At 49.1% G+C, this 25,815-nt stretch carries 18 protein-coding genes; 16 read left to right on the top strand and 2 right to left on the bottom strand.

Annotated elements, in window-relative coordinates:
• Positions 1 to 487: 487 nt before the first annotated feature.
• On the top strand, positions 488 to 4,792 hold the full coding sequence (locus tag OCU21_RS00135) for a leucine-rich repeat protein (protein WP_261805484.1): 4,305 nt from the start codon (positions 488 to 490) through the stop codon (positions 4,790 to 4,792).
• Between the two features lie 479 nt (positions 4,793 to 5,271).
• Here the strand turns inward: OCU21_RS00135 and lexA are convergent, their stop codons facing one another.
• Entirely contained in the window at positions 5,272 to 5,895 is a 624-nt protein-coding gene (gene lexA / locus OCU21_RS00140) for a transcriptional repressor LexA (protein ID WP_261805485.1), read from the bottom strand.
• Between the two features lie 101 nt (positions 5,896 to 5,996).
• On the opposite strand from lexA, the gene OCU21_RS00145 reads away from it, so the two are divergent.
• The 4 genes from OCU21_RS00145 (at position 5,997) to OCU21_RS00160 (ending at position 10,387) form a co-directional block, all read left to right on the top strand.
• A complete protein-coding gene (locus OCU21_RS00145) occupies positions 5,997 to 6,242 on the top strand; it encodes a DUF896 domain-containing protein (protein WP_261805486.1) in 246 nt (81 codons plus the stop codon).
• Positions 6,243 to 6,440: 198 nt separating this feature from the next.
• The gene (locus OCU21_RS00150; protein WP_261805487.1) at positions 6,441 to 6,683 is read left to right on the top strand and encodes a YneF family protein; all 243 of its coding nucleotides are present in this window, start codon (positions 6,441 to 6,443) and stop codon (positions 6,681 to 6,683) included.
• Between the two features lie 82 nt (positions 6,684 to 6,765).
• Positions 6,766 to 8,526 (top strand): ABC transporter ATP-binding protein, encoded by a 1,761-nt coding sequence (locus OCU21_RS00155; protein WP_261805488.1) that lies wholly within the window; start codon positions 6,766 to 6,768, stop codon positions 8,524 to 8,526.
• Positions 8,527 to 8,623: 97 nt separating this feature from the next.
• Positions 8,624 to 10,387 (top strand): ABC transporter ATP-binding protein, encoded by a 1,764-nt coding sequence (locus OCU21_RS00160; RefSeq protein ID WP_261805626.1) that lies wholly within the window; start codon positions 8,624 to 8,626, stop codon positions 10,385 to 10,387.
• 479 nt (positions 10,388 to 10,866) lie between these two features.
• Here the strand turns inward: OCU21_RS00160 and OCU21_RS00165 are convergent, their stop codons facing one another.
• Positions 10,867 to 11,523 carry a lysophospholipid acyltransferase family protein gene (locus tag OCU21_RS00165; protein WP_261805489.1) on the bottom strand — a complete coding sequence of 219 codons (657 nt, stop codon included), beginning with the start codon at positions 11,521 to 11,523 and terminating at the stop codon, positions 10,867 to 10,869.
• Positions 11,524 to 11,634: 111 nt separating this feature from the next.
• Between OCU21_RS00165 and OCU21_RS00170 the strand changes: the two genes are divergently transcribed.
• The 11 genes from OCU21_RS00170 (at position 11,635) to uppS (ending at position 25,809) form a co-directional block, all read left to right on the top strand.
• Complete coding sequence (locus OCU21_RS00170) at positions 11,635 to 12,372, top strand: tRNA1(Val) (adenine(37)-N6)-methyltransferase (RefSeq protein WP_261805490.1); 738 nt, start codon at positions 11,635 to 11,637, stop codon at positions 12,370 to 12,372.
• 736 nt (positions 12,373 to 13,108) lie between these two features.
• On the top strand, positions 13,109 to 13,411 hold the full coding sequence (locus OCU21_RS00175) for a GIY-YIG nuclease family protein (protein WP_261805491.1): 303 nt from the start codon (positions 13,109 to 13,111) through the stop codon (positions 13,409 to 13,411).
• Positions 13,412 to 14,134: 723 nt separating this feature from the next.
• Positions 14,135 to 14,929, top strand: a complete 795-nt coding sequence (rpsB, locus tag OCU21_RS00180; RefSeq protein WP_125596263.1) for a 30S ribosomal protein S2 — start codon at positions 14,135 to 14,137, stop codon at positions 14,927 to 14,929.
• Positions 14,930 to 15,053: 124 nt separating this feature from the next.
• Positions 15,054 to 15,932, top strand: coding sequence for a translation elongation factor Ts (gene tsf / locus OCU21_RS00185; protein ID WP_261805492.1), 879 nt, complete (start codon positions 15,054 to 15,056; stop codon positions 15,930 to 15,932).
• Positions 15,933 to 16,766: 834 nt separating this feature from the next.
• Complete coding sequence (locus OCU21_RS00190; protein WP_261805493.1) at positions 16,767 to 17,441, top strand: ABC transporter ATP-binding protein; 675 nt, start codon at positions 16,767 to 16,769, stop codon at positions 17,439 to 17,441.
• Positions 17,438 to 19,969, top strand: a complete 2,532-nt coding sequence (locus tag OCU21_RS00195; RefSeq protein ID WP_261805494.1) for an ABC transporter permease — start codon at positions 17,438 to 17,440, stop codon at positions 19,967 to 19,969. The genes OCU21_RS00190 and OCU21_RS00195 overlap by 4 nt, the downstream gene beginning before the upstream one ends.
• Before the next feature lie 1,296 nt (positions 19,970 to 21,265).
• The gene (locus tag OCU21_RS00200) at positions 21,266 to 21,916 is read left to right on the top strand and encodes a response regulator transcription factor (protein ID WP_261805495.1); all 651 of its coding nucleotides are present in this window, start codon (positions 21,266 to 21,268) and stop codon (positions 21,914 to 21,916) included.
• Positions 21,917 to 21,930: 14 nt separating this feature from the next.
• The gene (locus OCU21_RS00205; RefSeq protein ID WP_261805496.1) at positions 21,931 to 23,160 is read left to right on the top strand and encodes a sensor histidine kinase; all 1,230 of its coding nucleotides are present in this window, start codon (positions 21,931 to 21,933) and stop codon (positions 23,158 to 23,160) included.
• Between the two features lie 609 nt (positions 23,161 to 23,769).
• Complete coding sequence (gene pyrH / locus OCU21_RS00210; RefSeq protein WP_261805497.1) at positions 23,770 to 24,498, top strand: UMP kinase; 729 nt, start codon at positions 23,770 to 23,772, stop codon at positions 24,496 to 24,498.
• Complete coding sequence (gene frr / locus OCU21_RS00215) at positions 24,498 to 25,055, top strand: ribosome recycling factor (protein ID WP_261805498.1); 558 nt, start codon at positions 24,498 to 24,500, stop codon at positions 25,053 to 25,055. Before pyrH ends, frr begins: the two co-directional genes overlap by 1 nt.
• A gap of 73 nt (positions 25,056 to 25,128) precedes the next feature.
• Positions 25,129 to 25,809: an undecaprenyl pyrophosphate synthase gene (gene uppS, locus OCU21_RS00220; protein WP_261805627.1), complete on the top strand. Its 681-nt coding sequence runs from the start codon at positions 25,129 to 25,131 to the stop codon at positions 25,807 to 25,809.
• Positions 25,810 to 25,815: the final 6 nt, after the last annotated feature.

A 25,815-nucleotide genomic window follows, 5' to 3' on the forward strand; every position in this document is an offset into this window, starting at 1 on the left:
AATGAACCTACTGATAATATGTCTATTGGCTCTATGGGGAGCGATGGGGATCTTGGCGATTATGACTGTTTTGGGTGCTAGCCGTTTGCGCCGACGCGGCTAACAATTTAATGGGCTATTGAGGAGGTCACAATACTGTTTAGCGGTATTGTGGCTTTTTGTTATTTCAAGATGTGGTTGGATCGTGACGGTTACTGTGGGGCAGAAACTGTCGCCAACGCAACCAAGATCAGTGCTGCTGGTTGTCTAGTTTAGTTTTTTACAAGCAGACTAATAACTTATTTTGCTGAATTTAATTGAATCAAGCTTGATTTTAAGCCATTCCGTGTTGGTGCGGAGTGGCTTTTTGCTGTTTTGGTTGGTGCTGGTGCTGAACGGGATAAGCGACTTTTGCGGCGGAAATTTATATAATGCCTTTGACAAGATTTATCAGCTTGAAAACGGTTTAAACGAATGTTGGTCCAACCTGGGGGAGGGTGTGGTCAAATTGACAGTTAAAAGTATTAAGTTGCATCATCAGGAACATGTTTTTGTTGTGTCATTGGTGGGAATGGCAACATTATTGGTATTGGGTGAACCACCGCATGAAGCGCAGGCGGTAACACCGGCTGTTGCAACGACGGCGGTGGCCGCGGTGTCTGGTCAGACATTAGTGTCACCAGCGTCATCTTCACGTGTGGCGACGGCACAAAGTGATTTTCAGTGGTCGCTTGATGATAGTGCGAACACGGCAACTTTGACGGGGGTCAATAGTGGTGTGGTGTTAGGCGCAGTCGTGATTCCTGATACGGTCAGCGTGGCTGGTAAAAATTACACCGTCACGGCGATCGGCCCGGGCGCCTTTCAAAGCCAAGAGTCTTTGACGAGTGTGGCGTTTGGTTCGAATTTGCGCAGTATTGGTGACAATGCCTTTGTTTATGCCGGTCAACTGACCACAGTTGATTTCAGTCAAGCGACTGATCTAGTGACGATCGGTAATAATGCCTTTCAATCTAATGGTAGCTTGACTGCGGTAGCGCTGCCGGCAAGTTTGACGCAACTGGGAGCGGCGGCGTTTGAATATGATGGTCAGTTGACCACAGTTGTGTTGCCAGCCGGGTTGACGGCGATCGCGCCAGAGACGTTTACCAGTTGTACGTCTTTGCGTCAGGTCGATTTTGCGCCAGGCTCGCAGTTACAAACGATCGGGGCCAGTGCTTTTGCCTATAATGCGGCTTTGACTTCATTTGCGTTACCAGCGACGGTGCAAACGATCGGGACGCAGGCTTTTGCCGGTGCCGGTCAGTTGACTACTGTTTCGATCCCGACGGATACGCAACTGACGGAGATCGCGGCGGGGGCGTTTATGTACGATGGCGCGTTGACGGACTTTCGTTTTCCCGATACTTTGACTACGTTAGGCGCGCAGGCTTTTCTTGGCGCCAGTGCTTTACCCAGTGCCGCTTTTGGTCCAAATTTGACGGCGATCGGTGCTCAGGCTTTTCTTTATGATGGGGGCCTGAAGACGCTTGATTTCAATCGGGCGTCGGCGTTGACGGCGATCCAGGATCAAGCTTTTGAATATTGCGGTCTGACTGGAGCGCTGAATCTGCCCCAAAATCTGGTCACGATCGCTGCTGGGGCTTTTGCCGGGAATCATATTACGGCGATCGGTTTTCCGAATGCTTTGCAGTCGATCGGCACGAGTGCTTTTGCCTATAACGCGATCACTGGGACTTTGCGAGTACCAAGTTCGATCACGGCGATCGGCGCTGACGGTTTCTTAGGGAATCAATTAGAGGCGGTGATCTTGGATGGTGATCGGGTCGAGCTCGGTAATGACGTCTTCACTTATAACCGCATCACGACGATCCATGGCAATACGGTGGTCAACGACAACGTCATCGGCCGCCAAAACATGGCGACGATCTTCACCGATCCGGCCCATGTTTCGATCGCGGATTATTTTAGTTTGGCTTACAACGGTCGGAGCGCGATCGAGCAGGATCTGACCATCGATCAATTGAGTGATGGGGTCACTTATCGTGCTGGTGAATTTACGGTACCGACTGGGACCAAAGATTTCTACTTTGACTGGTCCCTGCCTGAGAATGGTCAGAATGTTTATAGTGGTCGTTACCATGTCGTGCTTAGTAATCCGGAGATCAAGGCCATTGATTCCACCGTACTGATGGGGATGTCTTGGGATAAAAACGATAATTTCGTCAGTGCCATCCTAGATGATGGTCAGGTTTTGGACCTGAATGATTTGACCGTCACGATCCAAGATCCGACTGGTCAAACGGTGCCAACATTGGACACGACTCAAGCCGGCGTTTATCGCGTAACTTACCAATATGGTAACTATCAGACGACGGTGTCTGTAACGGTGGAGAAGCGGCCCGGCACGTATACCTTGACGGGTAACAGCCAGACAGTCTATAGTGGTCAGACTCAAGGTCCTAGTGAGGTCAGTGGGTATCAGTTGGCTTTATCGAACGGGACGACTTACGTGCTGAAAAATGGTGATCTCGAGTTAACGACGACTAACGCGGCGCAGGATGCTGGTCAATATCAGGTTCAATTAAGCGCTCAAGGGTTGACGGATCTTCAAGGCATCAATGCCGAGAATACTTATTATCAATGGACTCAAGAGAAACCTGAGGCCGCTAAGTTTACGATTACTCCAGCCCCTGCGACGATCACTGCCGCTGACTTGACAAAATATGCTGGTGACGCGGATCCAACGTTGACGGCGACGGTGGCTAATCCGGCGGAGCAAACTGGGGGCGCGCCGCTAGTCTATGACCTGACGCGTCAAAGCGGTGAAACTGCTGGTGAATACCCGATCACGGTGCAAACAACGCCAACCGCCAATCCAAATTACAATGTTAAAACAGTTTCTGGCAATTTGACGATTTTAGCCAACCAAGAAAGTATTACGGCTAGTGATTTTACGATGTACGTTGGGGATCCCCAACCAATAAGCGCTGATTTCAAAGCCAGCGCGACTGATAAAACGGGGGCTGCTAGCGCAGTCACGATCGATTTGAGTCAAGCCGATTTCACACAGGCTGGTAGCTACCCAGTGGCAGTCACCAGTGCCTCCGGTCAAAGCAAAACGGTCACCTTGACCGTCAAAGCCAGCGCCGTCAGCCTGACTGGTAATGATTTCACGATGTATGTCGGTGATCGGCAACCAACTGTTGCGGATTTTGGCGCTCAAGCTACAGCCAAGGATGGGACCAGTCTCCCGGTGCAAGTTGATCTTGACCAGGTCAACTTCACACAGGCAGGCACTTATCCGGTGCAATTGAGCGCGGCCAATGGCTTGACCAAGACGATCAAATTGGTGTTGTTGCCGAATCGGCAATCATTGACTGGTGAAGATTTTGATACCTATGAAGGCCAACCACTGCCGAGTTTAGCTGATCTGCGCGTTCAGGCCACAGATAAAAGTGGTCAGGAGATCGCGGTCGCTGCTGATTTTAGTCAAGTTCAAATGGGGGCTGTCGGCGATTATCCGGTCAAACTGACAACAGCGGATGGTCAGGAACTGACGGTCATCGTCCATGTTCGTGCCAGTCAGCGAGCGATCTCTGGTCAAGACTATACCATGTACGTTGGTCAGTCCCAACCAACTGTTGCTGACTTTAAAGGGGTGGCGAGCGATCCGGCTGGTCAAGCATTGGTGGTCAACGCTGACTTTTCGCAAGTGGATTGGCAACTCGCCGGCGATTATCCAGTCACGTTGACCGCGACTGATGGTCAGACCAAGGTGGTTCAGTTACATTTATTGGCAAATAAACAGGGGATCCATGGCCAGGATTATACCATGTACGTTGGTGATCCCAGACCAACAGTGGCCGACTTTCAAGCTGTTGCCGCGGATATGGCTGGGAATAGTTTGCCGGTCAGTGCGGATTTGACTGGCATTGACTTTCAGACGGCGGGCAACTATCCGGTCAAGTTGACTGCCAGTGATGGGCAAACTCTCTTGGTCCAATTGCATTTATTGGCGAATCAGCAACACATTACCGGTCAAGACCACACGATGTATGTTGGCGAACCGTTGCCGACGGTGACTGATTTTGCAGCGGTCGCCACTGATAAAACAGGGCAGCGGATCGGCGTGATCGCGGATCTTAGTCAAGTGCAAGCTGACCAACCCGGGCGCTATCCAGTTATCTTAACGGCAGTCGATGGGCAGCGTTACACTGTTCATCTAGACGTCAAGGCCGATCTGGCTAGTTTAACGGCGCGAAATTACACCATGTTTATTGGTGACCCCTTGCCGACAGCTACCAGTTTTAAAGCGGTGGCGACCGATCGTGATGGTCAACCTGAGCCAGCCTTCCTCGATTTGAGTCAGGCCGATCTGACTAAAGCGGGTACTTATCCGGTGACCTTGACAACTGCCTCAGGCGAGGAGATCACGGTTAAACTACGGGTCGTGGCGAAATACCAGCAGCCTGAAGAACCTAACCAACCTGAAAAACCGACTAAACCAATGGCGCCGACGAAACCAGTCGATCCCAACGCTCCAGTTGTTAAACCGACTCAGCCAGTGCAACCAAGTCGCCCTAACCGACCTAGCTCAAGTCGGCCAAGTCCGCTAGCAACGCCACAACGCCCAGCTATCTTGACAAATGATTGGCGCGGCAACAGTCAGAATGTTCAAAAAGGATTGCCACAGACCTCAGAACAACGGCATATCTGGCCGATCGTTCTAGGCGGTTTGACCTTAGGATTACTGACTTTAGGAAGTTGGTTCCGTAAGTTTTGGCATCAAAGCGGTCGTCATTCGAAATAAAAAAGAGTGCGAGCCAGCCTGAATAGCTTCTGAGCATTAACCTAGCTAGGATTTTGGAGGCAGGTCTTAGCCTCCGGAAGCCTAGCGTAGTTAAGCGGAAGATGCTAGGCTGGCAAGCACGTTTCTAAATCAGAGTGCGAGCGAGGATGGGTGGCTGCGAGCATTAGCCTAGTCACGGTTTTGAAAGCCGCTTTTTGCTTTCGGAACCATGACGTAGCTAAGCACAACAGCCAATCCTCGCGCAGCACGTTTCAAAATCAAAGTGCGACCCGATCCGGGTAGTGCTCGCGCATTAGCCCAGTAACTGTTTTGGAAACTGATCTTTGCTTCCGGAATAGTTACATAGCTAAGCGGAAAGTACTGGGCTGGGAGCACGTCTCAAAAATAGCGCGTGATCAGTGGTTGAAAAACTGATCACGCGCTATTTTTGAAATCAATTGATTTGACGTGTTTCGGATTGAGAGGGCGGTGAAACAAAATCAAGAAATATGGGCCCGGTATAAACTGATAACTTTACCTAAAATAGTGACATCTGGCAAAATGATCGGATCCATCGTATCGTTTTCGGGTTGAAGACGGATGTGACCGTGTTCACGGTAGAATCGTTTACAGGTTGCTTCATTCTCATCATTCATGGCAATGACGATCTCACCGTTATTGGCGGCTCGTTGTTGACGAATGATCACTTGGTCGCCGTCAAAAATACCAGCGTTGATCATACTTTCACCCCGGATGGTCAGCATGAAGAGATTGTTATCATCTAAATTCAGATTGGGTGGTAGTGGGAAATAATCCGTTGCTTCTTCCACGGCCAAGATCGGTTCCCCGGCAGTGACCACGCCTAGTAGCGGGATCAAGCTTTCTTTGACCCCGATCGCGTCGCGACCCATGTCAGTTAATTCCATCGCCCTTGGTTTAGTTTTGTCGCGGTCAAGGTAGCCGCGAGTCGTCAAGCGTGCTAAATGACCATGGACAGTTGAGGAGGAAGACAGGTCAACAGCAGCACAAATCTCCCGAACGGTTGGTGGATAACCACAATCGTTGACGGTATCATAAATGAAGCGTAAAATTTCAAGTTGTTTGTTGCTGATTCCTTTTGTCATAAGGCACCTCAAATGTAGTATACTTAGATATTAGCATAAATTTTAGGCCGTGGCAAACAGATGTTCCCCATTTGGCGGCCTTTTGCAAGGAGTTGAGAAATATGGCGGAGATCGATCCAAAATTGATCGCGCGGATCAATCAATTGGCGGCTAAAGCCAAGCGTGGTGAATTAACAGCTGAAGAAACTGCTGAACGACAGGAATTACGTCATGCTTACTTGGAACAATTTCGGGCGGGATTTCGAACCCAAGTTGAGAATATTCGGGTTTTTAACAAGCAAGGCCAAGAAGTCACGCCTGAGAAAGTTCGGCGGGTCCAACGTGAAAAAAATTTACGCGACGATTGATCAGCTATGGTGACCACTGTTGGCAGCAACGTTGATCGCCTGATCTGATCAGGTTTTCTAGGCCACGCAATGAGAATCACATGAGAGATTTTTCTTTTTTTAAAAAAACACGTTATAAATTTGTAAATTACCCTTGCATGTACTGGTGTAATCTGGGTAAAATAAGATTAGCATTTTTGATTAAGGAGTAGGGCGACGATGAATACAGGATTATGGATCTTATTTATTGTATTAGGAGTATTATTAGGGGCAGTAGCGGGCTTCTTTGGCGCGCGGGCCTATATGAAGAAGTATTTTCGTGACAATCCACCGATCAATACGGATATGATGCGGGCGATGATGGTACAAATGGGGCAAAAGCCTTCTGAAAAGAAGCTGCACCAAATGATGAGTGCCATGAAGGCCCAACAAGCTAAAGCTGAAAAGGAAAACAAGAAGTAGCCAACTTTAACTTTCATACTGTAATGATCGCAGGTGCTTGCACCTGTTTTTTTTGTGGAATTTTTTAAGGTGAGGTAAAGAAATGGGAATATTTAAGAAACTCGGCTGGTTCTTCAAAGCCGAAAAGAAACGCTATATTTGGGGATTGATTTTCCTACTCTTGGTCGATTTGGCTGGACTGATCCCGCCACGGGTGATGGGGATCTTGGCCGACAAAATGGGTAATAAGCAATTAACGCTGTCACTGTTGGCAGAATGGTTGGTGTTGTTGGCACTTGCCGCGATCGTGCAGTATGTGAGCCGCTTTGGCTGGCGGACGATGATCTGGGGCGGCGCGGCTACCTTGGAACGGGAAATGCGTTCGCGTTTATTCGCGTTCTTCCTGAAAATGGACGCTACTTTCTTCCAGAAACATCGGACCGGTGACCTGATGGCCCACGCCACCAATGACTTGAACGCGATCCAGAACGTGGCCGGCGCTGGGATCTTGACCTTGGCCGATTCGATTTTGACTGGGAGCACCACGATCATTGCCATGTTGATCTTTGTCGACTGGCGCTTGACCTTGATGGCCATCTTGCCCATGCCGCTGTTGGCGATTATGGCGCGGGTGTTGGGGAGCCATTTGCACACGGCGTTCGGCGAATCGCAGGCGGCTTTCTCCCGTTTGAATGATAAAACTCAGGAATCGATTAGTGGCATCAAAGTCATCAAAACATTCGGCCAAGAAGACGAAGATGTGGCGGATTTCGACAAAATCGTCGACAAAACGATCACGATCAATAAGAAGGTTTATCGGATCGATTCGTTATTCGATCCGGCGATCTCGATCATTATTGGACTGACCTACGTGATCACGATTATTTATGGCGGCACCTTGGTGGTCAACCAGACGATCACCGTGGGCCAATTGATTTCCTTCATCGCCTATATTGGCGCGCTGGTTTGGCCGATGTTTGCCATCGGTCGCCTGTTCAACGTCATCGAACGGGGCAACGCCAGTTACGATCGGGTCAATGAACTTCTTTCTGAAAAGAGCCAAGCGGTGGCGCCGAAAGTGGCCAGTGCGCCGGTTGTCAGCGGCGATCTGGATTATCAAATCGATCAGTTCAGCTATCCTGATGATCCACGCCCGGCCTTACAACAGATCCACTTCAAATTACGCCAAGGTCAAACCCTGGGCTTAGTGGGTCGCGTTGGCGCTGGGAAAACAACGATCATGAAATTATTACTCCGGGAATTCGACCATTATCAAGGCCAGATCACGATTGGTGGTCAGGATGTTCGTGATGTGCCGGCCGCCAGTGTTTTAGGCGCGATCGGTTACGTTCCCCAAGATAATTTCTTGTTCTCCACCACCGTGCGCGACAATATCCGGTTCGCGGCGATGGATCAAGATCAAGATGCCGTTGAGCACGCGGCAGCCCAAAGCGCGATCCACGACGATATTTTGCACTTCAGTCAACAATATGAAACCCTGGTTGGTGAAAAAGGGGTCTCCTTGTCCGGCGGGCAAAAGCAACGGTTGGCAATCTCACGGGCCTTGATGGTCTTGCCTGAGATTCTGATTTTAGACGACGCGTTGTCAGCGGTGGATGCCAAAACGGAAGAAACGATTCTGGAAAATTTGAAGCATGATCGACAGAACAAAACCACGATCATCGCGGCCCATCGCTTGAGTAGCGTGATGAACGCGGATGAGATCTTGGTGATCGACAATGGTCAGATCACCGAGCGGGGCAATCATCAAGAATTACTGCAACGCGCCGGTTGGTACGCGGAAATGTGGGCCAAACAACAAGTTGAATCACAATTAGGAGGTGAGCAGCATGACGCAGAATAAAGAAAAGAAAACCAAGCAGCAGTCTGATCACCAGGAGCCAACGGACGCAACGACCGCGACCAGCGAGAATCAATCCGTTTGGGCGCAAAGCATTCCCATGAAGGAACAAGGTCAGATCATCAAGCGTATGCTGAAGTTCACTTTGCCGTTCAAGTGGTTGTTCATTATCGCCATCTTGAGCGCCACCGCCTTGTCCTTACTGAATGTTTTCTTGCCGCGGATTTTGCAGGAATTCATGGATAAATATCTAACGTCAGCCCGGGGAACTACCCGGGTGATCTTAGGCTTTGCCGCTTTGTACTTTCTTGGTGTTTTATTGAAAGCAATGCTCCAGTTTGTCAGTAATTATCTTTACTCCGTTGGGGCCGAGAAGGCGCTGGAAAGTGTCCGGCGCGCGCTATTCAGTAAATTGCACACTTTAGGGATGCGCTACTTTGACTTGACGCCAGCTGGTTCGATCGTCTCCCGGGTGACCAACGATACCATGTCCTTGATGGATTTCTTGCAATTCTTCGCGTCGATTTTGACCGGGTTGCTGGGAATCATTACCGCCTACTTCGCGATGGCGGCCTTGAATGGCACTGGGGCGCTGGTTGTCTTGGCCTTCTTGCCGATTTTGCTGGTGGCGATCTGGTATTACGCCCGTTACAGCTCGCGGGTCTACCGGCGGATGCGGGAACGTTTGAGTGAACTGAACGTGAAGTTGAATGAATCGATCGAAGGGATTGGCGTGATCCAGGAGTTTCGGCAGGAACACCGGATCGGTCAAGAATTCGAGCAGACCAACGGCGAATATTTGGCCACGCGCAAAGCGATGATCCACACTAACTCGCTGCTGTTATCCTCGTTGATCAATTTACTCTACGCTTTGGCGCTGACCGCTGTTTTGGCTTATTTTGGGCTACTTTCGGAACATGTTTTCGTGGAAGCGGGGGTTATTTACGCCTTTACGACCTACGTCCAGAACTTCTTCAATCCGATCTCCGACATGATGGACTCGCTGTCCTTTATGCAAGATGGGGTGGTGGCCGGCAAACGGATCTTCCGGATCTTGGATGATTCGACGATCGCGCCGCAACAACATCCGGACGCGTCTGGCGAGATCACCGCTGGAAAAATCGAGTTCCGCCATGTTTCCTTTGCTTACGATGGCGAACACAAAGTCCTGAATGACATTTCCTTCATTGCCGAGCCCGGGCAGACGATTGGCATCGTCGGTCATACCGGTTCCGGCAAGAGTTCGATCATTAATATCATGATGCGCTTTTACGAATTTTATGAAGGTCAGATCTTGATCGATGGTAAAGACATCAAAGATTATCCCATGACCGAATTACGCCGGAAAATGGGTTTGGTCTTGCAGGATTCCTTCATGTTCTACGGTGATGTGGCTTCCAATATTCGCTTGTTCAATCAAGACATCACTGATCGGCAAATCGAAGAAGCCGCCGAATTCGTTCAGGCGGATCGCTTCATTAATAAATTGTCCCGCGGCTACCACGCTCGGGTGATTGAAGGCGGTACTCAGTTCTCCAGTGGTGAGCGGCAGCTGATCTCCTTCGCACGCACGGTGGTCACTGATCCGAAGATCTTGGTGCTGGACGAAGCCACAGCCAATATTGACACGGAAACGGAAAGTATGATCCAAGAAGGGCTGCGGCGCATCCGCCGTGGTCGGACCACGATTGCTATCGCTCACCGTTTGTCGACCATCAAGGACGCTGAACAAATCATTGTCCTTGACGCTGGCCACATTGTTGAGCACGGCACCCACGATCAATTATTGGCGAAAAAAGGGCGTTACTATCAGTTGTACCAATTGCAACACGGGGTCGACGCGACCGCGGAACCAACTGCTTAACTGCTCCTGACCACAACTGCCGCTTTTTTGCGGGTTCACCAATCCAGCGTCACACTTTTTTTGGGGGGCGTGTGGCTGAATCTTAAGCTTGCCCGCCGCTCACGAGTCCGGCTGACAAAATCAAACAAGGTGGTCAGTTCTAGCTGGTGAGATTTAGCGTCAATCAAAGGAGACACATTAACAAGTTAAGGGAGTCGAGTCCAATTGGGGCTCGGCTTTTTTCCGCGGCGGCCACCAATTGCGTTTGGCGGGGGGAGCTGATGAACGCCACTAATCAGTAAATACGCGAAGTTTGCCCATTTTACTTCAAAAAATGATCAAAATCCCAACTTTTTTCCTTACTGTTATTTTTCCAGTGGCAGTGTGGATACAGGGCGTAAGAACGCTTGGGGGATGACAATGCACAAACAGTTAAAAAAATCACCGCCTTAGGGGCGACTCCGAAGAGTGCTCCTAAGGCAGTGTTTGTTAGCGCTTGGCTATTTCAATTGGTTTTTGGCTTTCTCGGCTTCTAAATGTTTCTCATCAGGTACGTAGTGGAAATCGGGGTTGATTTCTTGATCTAGCGCGGCCCAGGCAGCGGTCATCTGTTGATTGATCATTTCTGACCCCGCTTCGTCCAACTTCAAACGGCGGTCGATGGGGATCGGCTCGCCGAAGCCCACGGTCACCCGTTTGTGTTTGAGAAAGTCCTTGAAGGTCACCGGGCCTTGATAAACGGCGGGCAACAGCGGCACATTAGCCAACTTGGCGATCAAGGCGGCGCCACCCTTGAGCTCACTGGAATAGCGGGTGCCAGATGGAAACATGATCAAGGCCAGTTTGCCGGCTTTTAACGTGCGCACCGGAATTTTGATGACTGAGGGACCAGGGTTGAAGCGGTCCACCGGAAAAGCATGAGCATGGACCAAGATCCAGCGCAGGATCGGATTACGGAAGAGTTCCTTCTTGGCCATGAAGCTAAATTCTTTCGGACTCGCCGCCAGCGCAAAAATGATCGGTTCCCACCAAGTCCGGTGGGGCGCGACTAAAATGTAACTGCCTTCAGGTAAGTTTTCCTTATTAACGGTTTTGGTGTGACCGTTGAGTAGCCACACGATGAAGCGGGCAATCGGTCGGATGATTTTGTAGAACATGACGTCACCTTTTATGCTAAAATTGAGTTCATAGAAAATTATAGCAGAAAAAGCGGTCAAAGGATATTTTTCGCAATGATATTCTTGGGCGGTCAATGTGGAGGTCATCAAATGACAGAACGGGTCGATCAATTGGTCAACGGCGGTATCAAAATCATTCAAAGCGACGAGGTGTTCTCATTCTCACTGGATGCGGTTTTGCTGGCGGACTTCGCCCAAGTCAAAAAAACAGATCAAGTGGTCGATCTTTGCGCTGGTAATGGTGCGGTTGGTTTGTTTCTGGGCCAAAAAACCAAGGAAACGATCACGATGATCGAGCTTCAGGAGAAACTGGCGGAAATGGCGCACCGCTCAGTTCGACTAAATCACTTGGAAAATCAGATCAACGTTTTGCCGATTGATTTGGCTGATGCGCCTGAATTCTTAGGCACAGACTTTGCGGATGCCGTGACTTGTAACCCACCTTATTTCGTTGACCAACCGCAAAGTACGAAGAATCCTAATCCTTATTACGCGATCGCGCGGCATGAATTGAAAACCAATTTAGCGGCGGTCTTGACAACCAGCGCGCGTTTGCTGAAAACTAATGGACATTTTTACATGGTTCATCGGCCGGAGCGCTTGGACGAGATCATGACCAAATGCGCCGCGGCGCGGTTGGCCATTAAACGGTTGCAGTTCGTTTATCCCAAGGCGGATCGAGAAGCGAATATGGTTTTGGTCGATGCGATCAAGGATGGTCGGCCTAATGGCGTGCGGATCCTGCCGCCGATCGTTGCTTATACCGAACAGGACGAATATACGCCCCAGGTCAAAACCATTTTGCATGGCGATGATTTAACGAAATAAATTTTTGGTGGGCAATTGGTTGAGTGGATTGAGAAAAAATGGGGCTTTGTTCTTGGCTTTGCGCCTGATTGCAGTTGTGGTGGGTTGTGGTGTGAACGCAACCGCCTCAGGACGTTTGTCGTGGCTGGAAACGTGCTCACCGACCCAGCTCCCTGCGCTTAGCTACGCAATTGTTCCGGAAGCAAAATGCGGCTTCCAAAACAATTGCTAGGCTAATGCTCAGGAGCTACCCGGGTCGGTTCACACTCTGTTTCGAACGCGGTGGGCATCGTTTGAAGCCAATCCGCAAAGTGCGCGGCTTGTCTTCAAATCGAGCCTTATTCTAAGCGATAAATCGCTAAGAATAATCTCACCGCTGAGCCACACGTCCTGAGGCGGTTGCTGAACAGAATTGAGCTGATCTGCTATCGAGGCTTAGGATTTGACGAGATGCTTTTGCAAGCGAGAGGTGAAAACAATTGTCCACCTTTTAGGGTGGTATGGCATGTTAACGGATTCGGAGTAATAGGCCGGCAGATTTTGGGTAGTGCCGAAAGCTGGATCTTACTCGTTTAAACTGATTTTTTCTGGGAACCGACTGATTTGGTTGATTCAACAGGATTCTACTCGAGTTCATCGAAAGGATTATACTGTTGTCGCCCACAAGAGAAATGGAGGCCAGCAGCCTACGTTGGCAGTTGTGTGGCACCAAATCCGATTTGTATCCCAATGTCACACTGGCCGTGATTTCGATTAAATGAAAGGGAGGCGCACGATTATTTATTATTGTTATATTTTATTATGCGCCGATGGGACCTTCTATACGGGGTCAACCAATGACGTGGCCAAACGCGTCGCCACGCACAATGCGGGCAAAGGCGCCAAATACACCCGCAACCGCCGTCCGGTACGCTTGCTGTATCAACAAGAATTCGCCAGTAAGTCATTGGCCTTGAGTTTCGAGGCCAAATTCAAGCGGCAGCGTCGTCAAGAAAAAGAAGCTTTCCTGAGAGACCATCAGATAAGTTGGCAATCAGAATTAGACGTCAGTCACAAATAGCTGTTGGGAACTGGAAACGTGCTGGTCACAACTGTACTTGGTCATCTACACATTTCTTGGTTGGGAATCGATCGATTTGGCTGATTCATCAAGAAACTGCCCGAATTCATCAGGCAGACTGCGCTGGTGTCACCAATTTAAAAATTGTGACCACTAACCACGGCCGTCAATAGCGTGGCTTTCCATCAATTGGCGATAGCTTTCCAGATGACGTGAGCGCTCAAACGATTGTTATAACGTTGAGCGGATGGAACGGAGCTTGGCATTGGTGGGCTGTTCGTTCGCTTGGCGGAAGGTTGGGCTGGGGGTGAGTCAGCCGCGATATTATTCTTGGCGGCTTTGCCGCCTAGAATAAGGCCGAGCTTGAAGATTTTCGGCGACCTTCCGAAAAGCTTCAAGTCGTGCCCGCAGCGTTCCACCACCCCCAGCCCGACCTGGAGCCCCACCACATCTGCCCACCACCAACACCAAGCGCAGCGCAAGCCGCGGCCACGCTACTTTTGCCAACAAATCTCATCCGTAGCGTGTCGTCAACGAGAATTGATTTTCCTGAAGAAAAACATCAGATAAATTGGCGTTAAGACTTGCATCTTGTATGAGTTCTGGTATAATTTTAAACGGTGTTATCACCAAATTCACACACATTGTGATTACGCTTGTGTTGCCGCAAGGTGCAGACGTGAGAAGAGCAATGTGGCGGAAAAAAACATAGGAGGCTTTATCATGGCAGTATTATCAATGAAACAATTGCTTGAAGCAGGGGTTCACTTTGGTCACCAGACTCGTCGTTGGAATCCAAAGATGAAACCATACATCTTTACAGAACGTAACGGGATCTACATCATCGACTTGCAAAAGACCGTTAAAATGGTTGACGATGCTTATAACTACGTGAAGGCTGTTGCCGCTGACGGTGGCGTTTTCTTATTCGTAGGGACTAAGAAGCAAGCTCAAGACGCGATCGCTGAAGAAGCAACTCGTGCAGGTCAATTCTACGTTAACCATCGTTGGTTAGGTGGGACTTTGACCAACTGGAACACGATCCAAAGCCGGATCCAACGCTTAAAGAACATCAAGAAGATGGCCATTGATGGCACTTTTGATGTCTTACCTAAGAAGGAAGTTTCCTTACTTAAGAAAGAACAAGAAAAATTAGAGAAATTCCTGGGCGGTATCGAAGATATGCCTCGGATCCCTGATGTCATGTTCATCGTTGATCCTCGCAAGGAACGGATCGCCGTTAAAGAAGCGCAAAAGTTGAATATTCCGATCGTCGCGATGGTTGATACCAACACTGATCCTGACGATATCGATGTCATCATTCCTTCAAACGATGATGCCATTCGTGCCGTTCGTTTGATCACTGCGAAGATGGCTGACGCTGTTATCGAAGGTCGTCAAGGCCAAGATGAAGTTGCTGAAGAAGAACAACAAGCTCCTGCAGCAGCTGAAGGCGAAGAATCGATCGAAGATATTGCTAATCAAGTTGAAGAATCAACTTCTGATGACGCTGAATAGTTTTTCGTCAAGCACTTATTGACAAAAAAGGAGAGTTTGCCGCAAAACCTGGTTATGTTACCAAACTCTTTCTTTGTAAATTAAGGTGTTTTTAAATCAAATTTTTAATAGGGGGCCTATTGAAATGGCAAAAATTACTGCAGCTCAAGTTAAAGAATTGCGTGAAAAAACCAGTGTTGGGATGATGGACGCCAAGAAAGCTTTAGTTGAAGCTGATGGCGACATGGAAAAGGCTGTCGATCTTTTACGTGAAAAAGGGATGGCTAAGGCCGCTAAGAAGAGTGATCGGGTCGCTGCTGAGGGGCTGGCGCAAATCGCTGTCGCGGGTGACGCTGCTGCGGTCATTGAAGTCAACTCAGAAACTGACTTCGTGGCTTCTAACGACAAATTCACTGGTCTAGTTGACCAAATCGCTCAAGCAATCGCTGCTGGCAAGCCAGCTGACAACGACGCGGTCTTGAACTTGACGATCGCTGGCGAGAAGATTTCCGACAAGATCACTGCTTTGACAGCGGTCATTGGTGAGAAAATCAGTTTCCGTCGCTTCGCTTTAGTTGAGAAAACAGCTTCCCAAAACTTCGGTTCATACTTGCACAACGGTGGCCAAATCGCTGCTTTAGTCGTTGTGGAAGGCGCTGACGAAGAGACTGCTCGCGACGTGGCAATGCATGTGGCGGCAATCAATCCGAAATATGTTTCCCGTGACGATGTGCCTGCAGAAGTATTGGCGCACGAACGCGAAGTCTTAACTGAAGAGACTCGTAACGAAGGCAAACCAGAGAAGATCATCGGCAAGATTGTTGAAGGCCGTCTGAACAAATTCTTATCTGAGATCAGCTTGGCTGACCAAGAATTCGTGAAGGATCCTGATTTGACCGTTGCTAAGTTTGTTGAAAGCAAAGGCGGCAAGTTGGTCAGCTTCGTTCGTTTCGAAGTTGGCGAAGGCATCGAAAAGAAAGCCGACAATTTCGCGGAAGAAGTTATGAGCCAAATCAAGGACTAATTTCTGAAATTGTTTCTCTTGAAACTGAATTGAAAAAAATCCGTTGACAGTGTCTGCTGCCAACGGATTTTTTCGTTTGTGGTCGATAATTGAAAGGCGCAAAGATTGCCACAGTGTTTTTGCAAAGTGAAGGTCAAACAACCGGCGATTTTTGGAATAAACGAACAATACCAACCGCTTTGGTTAATTTAGCCAGAACCTATTTTAGTTTATCAGGCAAACCATTCTGGTGTCACCAATCGTGAACTAATGACCAGTGATCCAAAACTTGTCTTGGTTTATCTGGCCAATTATTCCGGTGTCGCCAATATCACGCTTGTGACCACTAACCACGGCCGTCAATTGCGTGGATCCTCATCAATTGGCCATAGCTTACCAAATGGCGTGAGTGCTCAAATGGCTGTTAAAACGTTGAGCGGCTGGAGTGGAGAAATTCGGGGTGAGATCGCCGTGAAATTGGCCTTAGCGGCTCTGCCGCTTAGGCCAAGGCCTGATTTTGAGACAAGCCGCGCCCTTTGCAGATTGGCTCAAAACAGCGCCCACAGCGAGCTCACCCCGAATTTCGCAGCGCAAGCTGCGTGCAACCTACTTTGGCTAGGCTAATGCTCAAGCACTACCCGGGTCGGTTCATGCTGCTTTGAAACGTGTTCACCGCCCCAGCTCCCTGCGCTTAGCTACGCAATTGTTCCGGAAGCAAAGTACAGCTTCCAAAACAATTGCTAGGCTAATGCTCAGGAGCTACCCGGGTCGGTTCACACTTTTAGTCACTTGGTTGTCACTTTGGCTTGGTAAACTAAAGATAATCAAGGAGCCAAGAAAAGGGGACCAGTAGCGATGGAATTATTGCGAGTAGCAAATCTAAGCAAGATATACGGGCAAGACAGTACGAAAGTGGTGGCGCTAGACAATGTCAGTTTTACGGTGGCCCGGGGCGAATTTGTCGCGATCGTTGGGGCGTCTGGGAGTGGCAAGTCGACCTTGCTTCATTTGATCGGCGGCGTCGATCGGCCGACGGAAGGCACCGTTTTTCTCGATGGGCAGAATATTTATTCCTTCAATGATGATCAATTGGCGATTTTTCGCCGGCGTCAGGTTGGTTTGATTTATCAATTCTATAATTTGATCCCGATTTTAAACGTGACGGAGAATATCACCTTGCCGCTGGATCTGGATAATCGGCAGGCGGATCCGGAGAAGTTGGCGCAGTTATTGGCGCGCTTGGGTTTGACGCAACGTCAGGATCATCTGCCCAACGAATTGTCAGGAGGTCAGCAACAACGGGTCTCGATCGGGCGAGCGTTGATCACTGAACCAGCGTTGTTGTTGGCCGATGAACCCACTGGCAATCTGGACTCTGCGGCCAGCGCGGAAATTTTGGCCTTGTTGCGCCAAGCCAATCGCGATTATCAACAAACGATCGTAATGATCACCCATGATTTGGAGATCGCCGCTCAAGCTGATCGGGTGATCGAAATTGAAGATGGGCATTTGGTAGGTGATGTAAAATGACGATCCTTCATAAAATCGCCCGGCAGGATTTTAAACTCAATCGCAAGCGTAGCATCGGCACGATCGTTGGGATCACCTTGTCGGTGGCTTTGATCATGGCGGTGGCAACGATGCTGACCAGTCTGCGACAAACGTTGATTCAACGCGAAATTGATACGGGTGGTTATTATCATGTCAAACTGTATGATGTGACGCCGCAACAACTCAAAAAAATTCGCCAGAACCGTGATTTTAAGCAAATCAAGACAACCAGTGATTTAGGGCTGGCCGCCTTCGATCATGCGGATGCCGCGATTGAACAATTCCCGTTGATGACGGTGGCATCACTGAACCAGACTAAGCCGGCTACTTTAGGCTATCATCTCAGCTCGGGAACTTGGCCGCAAACGGATCAAGAAATCGTTATTTCCGAATCGGCTTTGCTGGCCAGTGGATTGAAGATCGGTGATCAACTCCAGTTAAAAATCGGTAAATCTACGGTCAAGAAAAGAAAATTGCCAGATAGCGATGCGCTGATCGAGCAAGCGACGGTCGTCAAGGGCAAGAATCGAAATTTTCGGATCACGGGTGTTTTAAGCGCCGATAAATATGGCTATCAAGGTTTGACATGTGCGGCGAACGTCAAAAGTTATACCGTCTATCTCGCCTTGAAACACCCTCAACATTTTCGCCGTGATCTGCCGGAATTGCTGGGTCTCCGCAATTATCAACAAATGCGTGAGGGCAAAAAAGCACGTTATCGGTATAATCTCAATGATGGTTTGTTGCACTGGGAAGTTTTACAATTTTCTGATCAGACTCTGTTGATGTTGGTTACTGTTGCGACTATTGTGATCGCCGTGATCATGTTGACAAGTATTTTCTGCATTCGTAATTCCTTCGCCATCTCGATCACTGAGAAAACGAAAACCTATGGGATGCTGGCCAGTGTTGGCGCTACTAAAAAGCAGATCAAACGGATCGTTTTGCTGCAAAGTGGGCAGTTAGGGCTGATTGGGATTCCGCTAGGGCTGGGATTGGGTGTCTTGGCGTCTTATATTCTCGGACTTGTGGTCAATCACATCGGCAGTCAATTTTTATTTGGTCGCGCCAACAGTTTTCAACTGAAATTCTCATGGATCGGGTTACTGATCGCGGTGGTCTTGGGCTGGGCAACGATTTATTTTTCCGCCTCAAGTTCAGCCCGGCGTGCCAGCAAGGTCAGTCCAATCGCCCAGATCCGCAATGAGCAAGATGTGAAACTGACCAGCAAGAATTTGCGTGTTCCGAAGTGGATCCAGCGTGTCTTCAAGTCCGGCGGCGTCCTGGCGTATAAGAATCTGCGGCGCAGTCGGAAGAAATATCGCACCACCGTGATCTCGTTAGCGGTCAGTGTCTTTACCTTTATCGCAATGAGCGCTTTTGTGACCGCCGCGTTTAACTTTTCCTATCAGCGTTTTCATAGTCTTGATTTCAACTTGTCTTTCTCGCCGAATTATGAGGGAATGGCGCTCAAATCGGCCAAAACTCAGGCTCAGATCCAAGCCATCACCAAGCTGCCTGACACTAAGCACGTTCAAGTGATGACCGCCTTAGCGGAAAACGGCAACTTGAAATTAGCTGGGGTTGAAAACCACTTGGCACCGGGTCTTGCGGCCAGGGATCATCAGGAGCTCCAGTTGCTTGCTTTGGATCGGACTGCTTTTCGCAAGTACGGTCGGGCCAATGGGTTGACCGAGCAACAATTGGCTTCGGGACTGATTCTGTTTGACAATGACACCAAGACCGTCAATGGCAAACAAATCAATGTGCATAATTATCGGTATCAAGCCGGCGATTTGATCAGCGGGAGCTATCAAGATCATTCAAGTAGTTCTCATAAGAAGTATCAGGCTGAATTCCGCCTTAGTGGGGTGACGCGGAAACTGCCGGATATGGTCAGCTTCTATTGGACCATGCCGAGTATCTTGATCGCCGATCAACAAGTGGCCCAGCAACAATTACCGCTGGTGCTTCAATCGATCGTCATGGACGCGAGCAAACCAGAAGACACCATTCGCGAGGTCCGCAAGATCACTTTGCAATTAGGCAGTTGGAATCTTGATGGCCAAATTCGCGAAGAGAAAACGATGCGGCTATTGATCAGCATTTTCTTGTATGGCTTCATTATCGTGATCACACTGATCGGTATCACCAACATCTTCAACACGATCACCGCCAACATGGCCCTGCGACAGCGGGAATTCGCCGTTTTGAAGTCTGTGGGGATGACGAAGAAAGAATTTGATCATATGGTCAATCTGGAAACCTTGTTCTATTCCCTGAAGTCATTGCTGATCGGTATTGTGAGTGGGATCGGGGTCGCGCTTCTGATCTACTGGGGCTTCAATCGCGGTCAAGCCGAACAGGTTCATTACCAACTCCCTTGGCTGGCGATCGGTCTCGCCATCGTCTTCGTTTTCTTGCTGGTCTTTTGGATCATGCGCTATTCACTCAGTAAGTTCAACCGGCAGAATATCATCGAGACGATCCGCAAAGAGAACGTTTAGATTATCAGAGCTGTGATGACGTCGGTCCGTTTGTCGTCAAAAAGGAGTCGCCTCGTGCGGCTCTTTTTGTCTGTTGATGGGGATGGTTTGAACCGATTTGAAAAGTATAGTTGCTATTCTTGATTTTTGGCTTGATTGCAGATGGGGTGGGTTTAGGTGTGGGCGCAACCGGCTGGGACTGCTGTTGCGGACTGGAACGTGGTGGGCATCGTTTGAAACCAATTCCAAAAGCGTTACCGCTGATCGGAGTTTCTCATCCAATTGCAGGTTTGGTGGGTTTGGTGGTGACGCAACCGCCTCAGGACGTTTGTTGTGGCTGGAACGCGGTGGGCATCGTTTGAAGCCAATTCCAAAAGCGGGAATTGTCTTCAAATCGAGCCTTATTCTAAGCGATAAATCGCTAAGAATAATCTCACCGCTGAGCCACACGTCCTGAGGCGGTTGCTGAACATAATTGAGCCTATCTGCAATCAAGGTGAAGGATTTGACGAAATGCTTTTGCGGGCTAGAGGTCAAAACAATTGCCCACTTTTGAGGTGGTACAGCAACACCAACGGATTTGAATCAGTCGGTCGGGCCACCATGTGTAGGCTGACCGACTTTACCTGCTCCTTAGACAATAATTGAGTGAAGGTCAACTGATTCAGCTGATTCACAAGAACTTGCCTTAGTTCATCAGACAGACTGTGCTGGTGTCACCAATTCAAGGCTGGTGTGACCACTAACCACGCCCGTCAATTACGTGGTTCCCCATCCATTGACCCGTAGCTTGTCAGTCGGCGTGAGTGCTCAAACGGCTGCTATAACGTTGAGCGGCTGGATCGGAGCGTGGCGTTGAAACGTGTTCGCCGACTCGGGTAGCTCCTTGCGCTTAGCTACGCAATTGTTTTGGAAGCATAGTGCGGCTTCCAAAACAATTGCTAGGCTAATGCACAGGAGCTACCTGGGTCGGTGCGCACTCTGGCGTTGGTGGTCTGTTTACTAGTTGGCGGAAGGTCGGGCTGGGGGTGAGTCAGCCGCGATATTATTGTTGGCGATTTATCGCCTACAATAAGGCCGAGCTTGAAGATTTTCGGTGGTTTTCCGAAAAGCTTCAAGTCGCGCCCGCCGCGTTCCACCACTCCCAGCCCGACCTGGAGCCCCACCACACTTGCCACGCGCAGCGCAAGCCGCGGACAACATTAAAACGTGTCGCACACAACTGACTTCTGCGCTTGACGAAGCGCACCAACCAAGCGCAGTTCAGGCTAGTGAAGCCGCCTGGAGTCCGTTATAATGAAAGAGGAGGAATAGAGCATGACATTGTTATTAGTGGAAGACAATCCCAACATCGCCTTGGGTTTAACTTATTCGTTTCAGCAAAAAGGTTATCACCTACAAACTTGCACAACATTAGCGGCGGCGCGGGATTTTTTAGCGCGTACGCGGCCGCGATTATTGATTTTGGATGTGATGTTGCCTGATGGCGATGGCTTTGACTTTTTTCAAGAAGAAGTTGCGGGCACTCAATTACCCACGATCTTCTTAACGGCCCGGGATGACGAAGACGATGTGGTCCACGGCTTGGATCTAGGCGCGGCGGATTATATGACCAAACCTTTTTCCACCAAGGAATTGTTGGCTCGTGTCGCCAAATATTTGCGTCCGGAAAATCGTCAGATCAAGGTTGGCACTTTGGTTTTTGACCAAAGCAAGTTGACCGTGGCTGTGGCCGGTCAGCCAGTCAACTTAACCAGTTTAGAACTGAAGATCCTGATCTTATTACTAGAGAATTTAAATCAGGTCGTGCGCCGAGCGACGATCATTGACAAGGTCTGGGAATGGACTGGCAATGACATCAGTGACAACGCGGTGACTGTTTATCTGAAACGGATCCGTGAGAAGGTGGGTAGCGAGTTGATCAAAACAGTCAAAGGGCAAGGCTATCGGATCGATCGTGATCGCTGAGGAATGTGAATATTATGCAGAATAAAGTGGAATTCAAGCGGATGTTGCGTCAAGCCAGCATAGTCGTGGCCGTTGGTATTGTCTTGCTAGTTGGGCTGTTCTGGTGGCATGATCATTTGGTCAAGGTGCGTGTGAATCAGGCCTTGGCAACGATCGTCACCACAGTTGCCACAAAATATCCCCAAGTGACCAAAGGTGAATTGATCGGGTTGTTGGCCCAGCCAAAGACAAACGCACAAGCGAGTCTACTGGATTATGGTCTTGATCTCCGGACCGATAATGTGATCGGCGGGTTGAATCGTCTGCAGTGGGTGTTCATTGCTGGAGATTTGATCTTGGTGGGTTTGCTAGTTGGCGGAATCGTGGCTATTTTCTTGCGTTATAATCGGCGCAAAGACGCGGATCTGCAACAGATCGTCGCAGATGTGGCTGCCATCAATCGCCGTGAATATCAGTTAGATCTAGCGGATTATAGTGAAGATGAACTATCGATCCTCCGCAATGAATTGCACAAGACTACCTTGGTATTGCGGGAAGCTGCTGACAATTCGCTTCGGGATAAAAGATTACTCAAGGTCGCGCTTTCTGATATTTCCCATCAAATCAAAACCCCTTTAACTTCGATTTTGGTGATGGTCGACAATATTTTGGACGATCCTCAAATGACGCCGGCGATCCGCACCGATTTCCTCCAACGGATCAAACACGAAACCACCAGTATCAATTTTCTGGTTAGTGCCTTACTTAAACTATCAAAATTTGACGCGGCGACGGTCCAATTTCACCCTCAACTGGCCAAACCAGAGGAAATCATAAGTGCGGCTTGCGACCGAGTCAGTGTGCTGGCCGATCTGCGGGGAGTCGATCTTGAGCAAAGTGGAACAGGGATACCGATCAAGTGCGATCTTAAATGGCAAAGTGAGGCGCTCAGCAATATCCTTAAAAACTGTATCGAACATTCGGCACCACAAACCACGATCTCGATCCAGCTCACGAGCAATAAGCTATTCACCACGATCACCGTGACTGATCATGGTAGTGGTATCGCGTCGGTAGATCTGCCTCATATTTTTGAGCGCTTCTATCAGGCTCAACGCTTAGACGGGCAACCTCCCGTCCAAAATAGTGTCGGGATCGGGCTAGCCTTGGCGAAAGCGATCGTCGAGCATGATCGTGGTGATCTATCAGTTCGCTCGACCGTGGGTGTGGGCTCAGTTTTTACTTTGCGCTATTTCTTTCATTAGATTGCTGGCTCTGGCCCTAATCTTTTGCTTGATTGCAGGTGAGGTGAGGTGGGGTGGGTTTGAATTAGAAGGTCGGGACATTTTGGGTAGGCTGAGCATCGCTACTCGTTTCCTCAACAATCACTGGTTGAAAACCGACCGATTCAGCTGATTTACTGAGAACTAGGTTTGTTTATCAGACAAAATATACTGGTGTCACCAATTTAAAGCTTGTAACCACTAGTTCTAGCCGTCGATTGCGTGGCTCCCCATCAAGTGGTCATCGCTTGCAAGTCGGCGTGAGTGCTCAAGCGACTGTTAGAACGTTGAGCGGCTGGAGCGAAGAAATTCGGGGTGAGATCGCCGTGAAATTGTCCTTGGCGGCTTTGTCGCTTAGGACAAGGCTCAGCTTTGAGATTCGCGCGGGCTTCGCGAAGCTCAAAGTGACGCCCACAGCGAGCTCACCCCGAATTTCGCAGCGCAAGCTGCGGCCAACCTACTTTCATCTATAAAGTGCACCAACGACAACCCACAACCAAACCCCCATTAAGCCAACTTTTTTGTAAAAAGAATTCGGACTTCTGGCAACATATGGTAGAATGTTATTTAGCAGATAACGGAGGCATGATGATGACAAAAATCAAATATAAACGAATCGTATTGAAATTGAGTGGCGAAGCGCTAGCTGGTGAAAAGGGTTTTGGGATCCACCCACCTGTCATCAAAAAGATCGCTCAAGAGATCAAAGAGGTTCATGATCTTGGTGTTGAGATCGGGATCGTTGTTGGTGGCGGCAATATTTGGCGCGGCGAAACGGGTGCGGAAATGGGCATGGATCGTGCGCAAGCGGACTCCATGGGGATGTTAGCGACGGTCATGAACGCCTTGGCTTTGCAGGACGGTTTGGAGAACCTTGGCGAAGAAGTTCGCGTCCAGACCGCGATCGAAATGCGTCAAGTCGCGGAACCTTATATTCGGCGGCGGGCGATCCGCAATCTGGAAAAGGGCCGGATCGTGATTTTTGCTGGTGGCACAGGGAATCCATATTTTTCAACAGATTCAGCGGCGGCGTTGCGCGCGGCTGAGATCGACGCGGATGTGATCTTAATGGCTAAGAACAATGTTGACGGGGTTTATAATGCTGATCCGAATGTTGATCCGAAGGCCGTTAAATTTGACGAATTGACCCAACTGGATATTATTAATAAGGGATTACGGGTCATGGATTCCACGGCCAGCAGTCTCTCAATGGACAATGACATTCCGTTCGTTGTTTTCAATATGACCGTTCCTGGCAACATTAAGCGGGTCGTTGAAGGCGCCGCGATCGGGACTAAAATCAGTGGAGGTAAGAAGTAATGTCGAACCCAATTATCGAAAAAGCCCGCGAGAATATGAAAAAATCGCAAGAGGCTTTGCAACGAGATCTACAAAGTATTCGCGCTGGTCGGGCGAACGCTAGCCTGTTGAATCGAATCAATGTCGATTATTATGGTGCGCCAACGCCGTTGAACCAATTGGCGGCGATCAATGTGCCTGAAGCGCGCGTTTTGATGATCAAGCCTTACGATAAAGGCTCGCTGAGCGAGATCGAAAGGGCGATCTTGGCTTCTGACTTAGGTCTGAATCCAGCTAATGATGGCGATGTGATCCGTTTGGTGATCCCACAGTTAACAGGGGAACGCCGTCGTGAACTGGCTAAAGAGGTCGGCAAGGACGCTGAGAGCGCGAAAATCGCCGTTCGTAATGTTCGTCGTGAGGCCCTCGACGCTTTACGAAAACAAGAAAAGAGCAGTGAGATCTCCGAAGATGAACTTCATGTTTTAGAAAAAGACTTACAAAAGGTCACCGATGAAGCTGTCAAGGGTGTTGACGAGATCGCTAAATTGAAAGAAACTGAGATCACTGAAGGTTGATTCTGGCTATTCTGAAGGAGGCAACATCTTGACGCAGGAGCCCATAAAAAATCCTCAACACGTGGCGATCATCATGGACGGCAATGGGCGGTGGGCGAAGGCCCACCATCGCCCTCGTGCATTTGGTCATAAATCAGGCATGGATAATGTCAAAACGATCACCAAGGTCGCGAGTCGTTTAGGTGTCAAAGTGTTGACGCTTTACGCGTTCTCCACTGAAAATTGGCGACGGCCAACTGAAGAAGTCAACTATTTGATGCAATTGCCGATCGACTTTTTCAATACGTTTTTACCAGAATTAATGGCGGAAAACGTTCAAGTCAAGGTGATGGGCTTTCTCGATCAATTGCCAGAAAAAACACGTCAAGTTACGTATGACGCCATGGCTCAGACAGCCAACAATACTGGCATGATCTTGAATTTTGCGTTAAACTATGGCAGTCGCGCAGAGATCACCAGCGCTGTCCAGCAACTGGGTCAAGCGGTGGCGGCTGGTCAGATCCAGCCAGAGGAGATCAACGAACAAATGATCGGGCAGCAGCTAATGACTGCCAGTCTAGGTCAATTTGCTGATCCCGACCTTTTGATCCGAACAAGTGGTGAATTGCGCCTGTCGAACTTCTTGTTGTGGCAGTTAGCATATAGCGAGTTATACTTTGCTGATGTCCATTGGCCCGATTTCAGTCAACAGGACCTTGAGCAGGCATTTGCGGCCTACCAAAAACGACAACGTCGCTATGGTGGGCTAGCTTGATTTTTT

Origin of the sequence: Lapidilactobacillus luobeiensis (genome assembly GCF_024345205.1) — a bacterium.
Taxonomy (GTDB): Bacteria; Bacillota; Bacilli; order Lactobacillales; family Lactobacillaceae; genus Lapidilactobacillus; species Lapidilactobacillus luobeiensis.

What these genes read in the sequence shown, in the direction of transcription:
- OCU21_RS00165 (WP_261805489.1), bottom strand. Translation starts at nt 11,523, where the DNA reads ATGTTCTACAAAATCATCCGACCGATTGCCCGCTTCATCGTGTGGCTA.
- rpsB (WP_125596263.1), top strand. Translation starts at nt 14,135, where the DNA reads ATGGCAGTATTATCAATGAAACAATTGCTTGAAGCAGGGGTTCACTTT.
- tsf (WP_261805492.1), top strand. Translation starts at nt 15,054, where the DNA reads ATGGCAAAAATTACTGCAGCTCAAGTTAAAGAATTGCGTGAAAAAACC.
- OCU21_RS00155 (WP_261805488.1), top strand. Translation starts at nt 6,766, where the DNA reads ATGGGAATATTTAAGAAACTCGGCTGGTTCTTCAAAGCCGAAAAGAAA.
- OCU21_RS00170 (WP_261805490.1), top strand. Translation starts at nt 11,635, where the DNA reads ATGACAGAACGGGTCGATCAATTGGTCAACGGCGGTATCAAAATCATT.
- OCU21_RS00205 (WP_261805496.1), top strand. Translation starts at nt 21,931, where the DNA reads ATGCAGAATAAAGTGGAATTCAAGCGGATGTTGCGTCAAGCCAGCATA.
- uppS (WP_261805627.1), top strand. Translation starts at nt 25,129, where the DNA reads ATGGACGGCAATGGGCGGTGGGCGAAGGCCCACCATCGCCCTCGTGCA.
- OCU21_RS00175 (WP_261805491.1), top strand. Translation starts at nt 13,109, where the DNA reads ATGAAAGGGAGGCGCACGATTATTTATTATTGTTATATTTTATTATGC.
- OCU21_RS00145 (WP_261805486.1), top strand. Translation starts at nt 5,997, where the DNA reads ATGGCGGAGATCGATCCAAAATTGATCGCGCGGATCAATCAATTGGCG.
- OCU21_RS00200 (WP_261805495.1), top strand. Translation starts at nt 21,266, where the DNA reads ATGACATTGTTATTAGTGGAAGACAATCCCAACATCGCCTTGGGTTTA.
- OCU21_RS00150 (WP_261805487.1), top strand. Translation starts at nt 6,441, where the DNA reads ATGAATACAGGATTATGGATCTTATTTATTGTATTAGGAGTATTATTA.
- OCU21_RS00160 (WP_261805626.1), top strand. Translation starts at nt 8,624, where the DNA reads ATGAAGGAACAAGGTCAGATCATCAAGCGTATGCTGAAGTTCACTTTG.
- frr (WP_261805498.1), top strand. Translation starts at nt 24,498, where the DNA reads ATGTCGAACCCAATTATCGAAAAAGCCCGCGAGAATATGAAAAAATCG.
- pyrH (WP_261805497.1), top strand. Translation starts at nt 23,770, where the DNA reads ATGACAAAAATCAAATATAAACGAATCGTATTGAAATTGAGTGGCGAA.
- OCU21_RS00195 (WP_261805494.1), top strand. Translation starts at nt 17,438, where the DNA reads ATGACGATCCTTCATAAAATCGCCCGGCAGGATTTTAAACTCAATCGC.
- OCU21_RS00190 (WP_261805493.1), top strand. Translation starts at nt 16,767, where the DNA reads ATGGAATTATTGCGAGTAGCAAATCTAAGCAAGATATACGGGCAAGAC.
- lexA (WP_261805485.1), bottom strand. Translation starts at nt 5,895, where the DNA reads ATGACAAAAGGAATCAGCAACAAACAACTTGAAATTTTACGCTTCATT.